The organism is Roseofilum halophilum BLCC-M91, from assembly GCF_030068445.1.
Lineage (GTDB): Bacteria > Cyanobacteriota > Cyanobacteriia > Cyanobacteriales > Desertifilaceae > Roseofilum > Roseofilum halophilum.
The window spans coordinates 1-6,735 of sequence record NZ_JAQPOK010000056.1 but is presented as its reverse complement, the minus strand read 5'-3'; the positions used below and the strand labels follow the sequence as shown (position 1 = coordinate 6,735).

Annotated in this window: 4 protein-coding genes; 2 read left to right on the top strand and 2 right to left on the bottom strand. The window is 47.8% G+C overall.

Annotated features, from left to right (window positions below; all coding sequences use genetic code 11):
• Positions 1–153 precede the first annotated feature (153 nt).
• A complete protein-coding gene (locus PJF56_RS06745) occupies positions 154–882 on the bottom strand; it encodes a Bax inhibitor-1/YccA family protein (protein WP_283761882.1) in 729 nt (242 codons plus the stop codon).
• A 311-nt stretch (positions 883–1,193) separates the two neighbouring features.
• Here PJF56_RS06745 and glyS point away from each other — a divergent pair, with 311 nt between their 5' ends.
• Positions 1,194–3,332, top strand: coding sequence for a glycine--tRNA ligase subunit beta (gene glyS / locus PJF56_RS06740; RefSeq protein ID WP_283761881.1), 2,139 nt, complete (start codon positions 1,194–1,196; stop codon positions 3,330–3,332).
• A gap of 73 nt (positions 3,333–3,405) precedes the next feature.
• Here glyS and PJF56_RS06735 read toward each other — a convergent pair whose 3' ends face one another.
• Complete coding sequence (locus PJF56_RS06735) at positions 3,406–4,686, bottom strand: hypothetical protein (protein ID WP_283761880.1); 1,281 nt, start codon at positions 4,684–4,686, stop codon at positions 3,406–3,408.
• A 473-nt stretch (positions 4,687–5,159) separates the two neighbouring features.
• Between PJF56_RS06735 and PJF56_RS06730 the strand changes: the two genes are divergently transcribed.
• Entirely contained in the window at positions 5,160–6,530 is a 1,371-nt protein-coding gene (locus tag PJF56_RS06730) for a UDP-N-acetylmuramoyl-tripeptide--D-alanyl-D-alanine ligase (protein ID WP_283761879.1), read from the top strand.
• Positions 6,531–6,735 lie beyond the last annotated feature (205 nt).

Sequence of the window (6,735 nt, the reverse complement as noted above, 5' to 3'; positions counted from 1 at the left end):
GTGACTTGAATGGGGCAATAAACATAAAAAATAGGGCGGCAGGGCATTGCGTCCTTAAAGCTCGTGGAGTCCGACGCAATAGCGGGACTGCGAAGCGAGAAGCCCACACTATAGCGTCAGCTTAGTGTGGGAGTATGTCACTTCATTACTCTCTTAATCTCGGCCAAAAATAGCAATCAGGAGGCGCAAGATAAACACAAACAAGTTAATGTAGGTTAGGTACATCGACAAGGCAGCCGATAGATATTGCTCATCCTGATAGGTACGGGGAAGAATAAAGAAATCGACTACGGCAACGCCACAGAAGAGGAAAACCCCAAAACCAGAAATGGCAATTTCTAACCAGTTGGGAGTATAAACGCCAAACAGAGCAAAGATAAATTGGGCTAAGATAACGACGACAAAGGCAACTAAGGCCATTTGAATCGTTTGCGTTAAGGCCAAACCATCTTGCTCAGATAGATTTGATCCAATTTGACGGGCGAGAACAAAAGCGACTCCACAACCGAGAGCGGCAAAGGCAATGCCTTGGATGCCTACCCCTTGAGTCCCTAGGGCAACGTAAACTAAGCCACTGAGGGTGTAACCGGAGAGGAGACTATAGGTTGCCAGTAAGGGCAAAGCCGTGCTGTTATTCGCTTTTTCAGCAACTCCTCTAGCGATGAAGAAAAGCACTAACTCAGCAATCATGGCCACAATAAAGGTGGGCATGAAGATACCAGGGTTCGTGTTGATTACGGTTAAACCGCCATAGGTTCCTAGGGCAGTTAAAACCAGACCTCCACCGACATAGGGAAGGGCATTAGGAATCACATTGGGGCCGACAATCAGTTGCCCCTTTGCTTCGCGAATGTCATTGAGAAAGTTGGAACTGTTACTCATGGGTGTTTAGGTTAAACGTCTATCACAAAGCCTCATCTTATATTGTGGCGCAAAGCTCGGTAGAGTTTCAAAAAATCACCCAAGTTTGTTTGTCAAGTTCCAAAAGGTAAGGGGTAAGAGGGTTGATATAGCGCTGTGGGCGAGGCAAGAGGGAATGGGGAATGGGAATGGGACGATCGCCGGTGCTATGATTCTGATGGGTGTATTTTGGGTCAATCAGAGCCAGAGTAAGGTAAACTAAGGACTCCAGCGATAAAAATGATTTTCCCTCCTGCCCATTACCTATTACCCATTATCGCGCGAAGCGCTCTATGTCTACATTCCTCTTAGAAGTTGGTACAGAAGAACTCCCTGCTGATTTTATCGCTAGTGCTATGAGTCAGTGGCGATCGCTCATTGGCCAGAGTTTAGCAGACGAACTGCTTACCCCCACCACTATCGAGGTCTATGGGACTCCCCGTCGTCTGTCTGTTCTCATTCAGGGTTTACCCCAGCAACAACCTGACCGAGAAGAAGAAGTAAAAGGCCCCCCCGCGAAAGCTGCATTTAAAGACCAGAAACCGACAAAGGCCGCAGAAGGATTTGCTAGAAAGCAAGGGGTAAATGTAGAAGATTTCCAGATTCGACCGACAGAAAAAGGCGATTTTGTCTTTATTCGCAAACCAATCCCCGGACGTTTGCTTTCTGAACTCTTGACCCAATGGGTTCCCCAATGGATTTCGGGGTTACAAGGACGACGGTTTATGCGTTGGGGGGATGGTCAGATTCGCTTTCCCCGTCCCATTCGCTGGTTGGTGGCTCTGTTCGATCAGGAGGTATTGCCGATTGTACTCGAAAATGGTTCTACTCAAATTGTCGGCGATCGCCTCTCCTATGGCCATCGCGTCCTCCATCCTCAACCGGTGAGTCTTGACCAAGCATCGGACTATCTACAGGCCATGGAGTCGATTTTTATTCAGGTTGACCCCCAAAAACGGCAAGAGACCATTAAAGCTCAAGTGAAAGCGTGTGCGGAAAAGTTAGGGGGATATGCGCGTATTTCCCCCGATTTACTAGAAGAAGTTACCAACTTAGTCGAATATCCCACCGCAGTAACTGGCAAGTTCGATCGGGAATTTCTGCAACTCCCCACGGAAGTGACGACCATGGAAATGGAGTCCCATCAACGCTATTTCCCCGTGTTTAAATCGGAAACATCAGCAGAACTGTTGCCCTATTTTATTACCGTTTCCAATGGTGACCCGGCAAAATCTGACTTGATTGCCCAGGGAAATGGGCGGGTGATTCGCGCTAGACTGGCTGATGGTCAGTTTTTCTATCAAGCGGATTTAGCTAAACCCCTGGAAAGTTATGTGGAGAAGCTAGAAACGGTCACATTTCAGGAAAAATTAGGCTCCGTTCGCGATAAAGTGGAGCGTATTCGCACTTGTGTTCGGGTTTTGGCCGAGCAACTCCAGTTAGGTGAGTCAGAGCGGGAATTATGCGATCGCACGGCCCTATTATGTAAAGCAGATTTAGTCACCCAAATGGTGTACGAGTTCCCAGAGTTGCAGGGCGTGATGGGAGAAAAGTATGCCCTTGGCAGTGGAGAACAAGAAGCCGTTGCGACGGGGATTGTGGAGCATTATCTGCCCAAAGGCGCTGGGGATAGTTTACCACAGAGTTTGGTGGGTCAAGTGGTGGGAATAGGCGATCGCCTGGACAGCTTAATCAGTATCTTTAGTTTAGGTATGATTCCCACGGGTTCCTCCGATCCTTTTGCCCTCAGACGCGCTGCCAATGCCATCATTAGTGTTACCTGGGATGCCAACTTCCCCCTGGATCTACATCAACTCCTGGTGGATAGTGTAGCCTCCTGTTGGCCCAATAGGGATCTTCCCGATTTAGTCCCCACCTTAGAAGACTTTTTCGAGCAACGCATCCGTACCCAACTTCAGGAAGACAAAGGCATTGATTACGATCTCGTAAATGCGGTTTTAGGGGAAAATGACCCCGAATATGCCAGTCGCTCCTTAGCCGATCTGCTAGACTTGCTCAAACGCGCCCTATTTTTGCAAGAAATCCGCACATCTGGCAAGTTAGACGAGATTTACCCCACCGTCAACCGTTCCACCCGGTTAGCGGTTAAGGGAAGTTTGGACAAAGAACAACTCGATCCCGTGGGAGTCGTCAAACCGGAACTATTCGAGCAAGCCTCAGAACAAGCCTTCTATGATGCCATGGTAAAAATTGTTTCCCAAACTCAACGCTGTCAGGAAACCCGCAACTATCAAGATTTGGTCGATGCTTTAGCGGAAATTGCGCCTACGGTGAGTCGCTTCTTCGATGGGGAAGATAGCGTTCTCGTTATGGCTGAAGATCCAAAGATACAAAGTAACCGGTTGAATTTACTGGGAATTCTCCGCAATCATGGGCGGGTATTGGCGGATTTTGGGGCGATCGTCAATTAAATTCCCAAGTTCAGGAAACCAACCACAGGATAACGGAGAAACCCGATTTCTATTTCCCAGGGGTGGGGCGGGTTTAGCGAAGGATCGACAGATCGACCTTACCGAAGTTGGTACTTAGAGCCACATTCATGTGTTCGAGGGCATGAACCAACCAGGAAACGGTTGACTTTGTGGAGCTTTCATAGTGGTTATAGAGGATGGCTAACCGCTTTTCTAAGTAGGGTTTAACTTTACGGCAGATGAGGACAATTTTCAACAATAATCCAATGGTGGCCGTGGGGCCATTGTTGGAGAGCAGGTCAATAAAGGTATAGTGTTGGGGATTTTTTTGACCTTGAACCACCATAAAGTTGAGCAGTTGACTGCACGTGCGGATCGCTAGGAAGTCGCTCGGTTTTTGGTCGTCGCTGTCGGAGAGGGTGTTACTGAGCTGATTATAGAGTTGGTTGTTGAACTTTCGTTGACCATAGCTGGAGTCAACGGAGGTGGAGAGATATTCATAGAGACTGTCTTTGTAATCTTTGAAGGTTCTCACCTGATGGGTATGGGTGATAAACGATTGAGCGAGGTCTCGATGGGTATACGATCCTTCGACTTTACCCACATAGTGTTTGAGTGCCCCGACTAATTCGCGATCGCTCAATAGGGTCGGATTTTCTTGGGGTTTAACCAGTCGTTTGGCTTTTTCTGGAGAAGCTACACGCAGAATTTGGCTTTGGCGAACTCGATAGGTGACATACTGGGACAGGTTTTGCTCAAATTTCTGCTGCATTTGAGTTTGTACCTGTCTGACTGTATCCTGTTGCTCTAAACTGCTTTGGTCGCTTAACATGCAGTGGGAATATAAATAGGGATAGCGGTGGATAAGCTGTTTTAGAGGAACTTGATCCCCGGCTGGATGGGAGGGGGCACTAAAGACTTCTGCTAACCGAGAAAGGGTCACATATTGCTCGGTTTCGGTAAAATCGTGAACCAAAGAGCGCAGACGACGAAGAGAGCGCATGTGAGTGAAGCCACCACCGGAACCACGGGTTCTCTCGAAGAGGGCAACTAAATCAGGAATGCTGCTCTGATGCTGGGGATGGGTTCGCCACTGGTTGATCAGGATATGACAACACCGGTTAATCACAAACTTGAAGTCTTCTTCTGCTCCTTTGGCGGCCGTGAGCTGGTTTAAGGCCGCAACTACGTCTTTATTTTCGTATCCGAGTCCTTGGATAAATAGTTTCCGAAAGCGATCGACGAGTTGCTCGGGTGTTTCCGCTTGGACACAAGCGAGTAGATGGTCATAGATGACCTGTTCTTGTGCAATTCGATTGGATGGGTTACCCGCAGTTATCATGTCCCTATTCATTGTACATCCCCCTAGTTTTGAGTTATGTGGGGGTTATCCCCTTCGTGTTTGACTCAACCAATATGTTGACCCGAGTTCGTTAGTGATTCCTCAGTCGGCGGGTGAGTTTCCGCCTAGAAGTTACAATAATTTTTTTTTGAGTAAATTATATGACTCTATCTATCCCCTATTTTCCCCCTGAATGGGGTCACCCTGCATCCGTTAAATTTGGGAATTTTGCATCAAAGCCTGTCAACACCCGATCGGGATAAACCATGATAAATGGGTTGAATTGATGGATCAAAATGACCAGTGCTTCTAAGACCTTTATATAATTTACCTGTAATTGACCGATTTTTTTTTAAATTTTTGGTAAAGTTCCTCCTGTTGATCCGGGTTTTCTATAAAGATTGCGTGAATTTATGAGGTATCCTGGAAATTGAGACTTCAAAAATGAAGGCCAGCCTGTTGGTTAAAGGAATAGTTAAGTCGTTATGACATTTCAGGTAACCCTTGCCGAGTTAATTGATGTTTTAGGGGCCACGGTCATCAATGGCCCGGAGTTAGACCCCAGTCTAGAGGTCAGGGGGGTCTCGACAGATACCCGTTCTCTGGCTTCTGGATCGGCTTTTGTTGCCTTGCGAGGGGAAAGCTTTGATGGCCATGAGTTTGTAGACCAGGCGATCGCCAAGGGAGCGATCGCTTCTATTGTTGATACTCCCATTCCCCATCAGGGTCTTCAACTGCAAGTTCAAGATACATTGGCTGCCTATCAAACCCTAGGCAGTTGGTGGAGAGGGCAGTTTCAGATTCCCCTGATTGCGGTTACTGGATCTTGTGGTAAAACTACCACGAAAGAATTAATTGCCAGGGTTTTAGCCTATCTCCAGGGTAGCAATTTTACAGCAAGTATTCTGAAAACGCAACAAAATTTTAATAATGAAATCGGAGTTCCGAAAACATTATTGGAATTATCAGGAACTCATAACTATGCGGTACTGGAAATGGCCATGCGCGGCCGGGGGCAAATTGCTTTGCTTTCGGAGTTGGCCCGGCCGACGATTGGGGTGATTGTGAATGTGGGAACGGCTCATATTGGACTGTTGGGATCGGAGCAGGCGATCGCCGAAGCTAAATGTGAGTTACTGGCAAAAATGCCTAAAGACTCAGTAGCCATCTTGAATGCGGATAATCAGAGATTACTGAAAACAGCAGCTACAGTCTGGTCGGGTGAAACCGTCACCTATGGCTTCACGGGAGGGGACTGTCACGGGAGATTGATCGACACAGAAACCATGGAATTAGAAGGCGTACGCTTACCCCTACCCCTTCCGGGCCGTCATAATGCGTCTAATTATCTAGCGGCGATCGCCGTAGCCCAGGTCTTAGGGCTAGACTGGAAGCGGCTAGAAGGGGGATTGTCCGTGAATTTACCGAGCGGACGAGCCGGACGTGATGTTTTACCGCAAGATATAGTGCTGCTCGATGAAACCTATAATGCCGGTGTAGAATCCATGAAAGCGGCCTTAGACTTATTGGCCGAAACTCCCGGCGATCGCCATATAGCCGTCTTAGGAACCATGAAAGAACTAGGCGAGCAGTCCTTTGAATATCATCGCCAAGTGGGAGAATGGGCGGAAAAACTGCATCTCGATCGGGTAATGGTTTTAGAAGACGATCCAGACTCAGAAGGCATTGCCCAGGGTATCCAGGAGATCCCCTGTGAAAGATATCGCACCCAGGAAGCCTTAATTGAACGGCTCAAAGCATTCATGCAACCAGGCGATCGCATTTTATTGAAAGCCTCCCATTCCGTGGGTTTGGATCGGGTAGTCCAGGCGATCGGCAACTCATTAAGGAGCTAGGGAGCGAGACGCTCCCACGCCTTAATATTAAAGGTTTTAGGAGTGCGGGCATCTTGCCCGCTAGTTACAGCGCTTCGCGCGGCAGAAGGGTAATGGGTAATGGGCAGAAGGGAAAACCATTTTTTACGCTATGCGTGCCCATTCTTCAGGCTTTTCATGGGACAACACTCTCAAGGAACATTTCGATTACTGTACCTCATAACAT

Bases quoted from the DNA above. Each gene is read 5' to 3' on its own strand.
- PJF56_RS06745 (WP_283761882.1), bottom strand. From the start codon at position 882: ATGAGTAACAGTTCCAACTTTCTCAATGACATTCGCGAAGCAAAGGGG.
- glyS (WP_283761881.1), top strand. From the start codon at position 1,194: ATGTCTACATTCCTCTTAGAAGTTGGTACAGAAGAACTCCCTGCTGAT.
- PJF56_RS06735 (WP_283761880.1), bottom strand. From the start codon at position 4,686: ATGAATAGGGACATGATAACTGCGGGTAACCCATCCAATCGAATTGCA.
- PJF56_RS06730 (WP_283761879.1), top strand. From the start codon at position 5,160: ATGACATTTCAGGTAACCCTTGCCGAGTTAATTGATGTTTTAGGGGCC.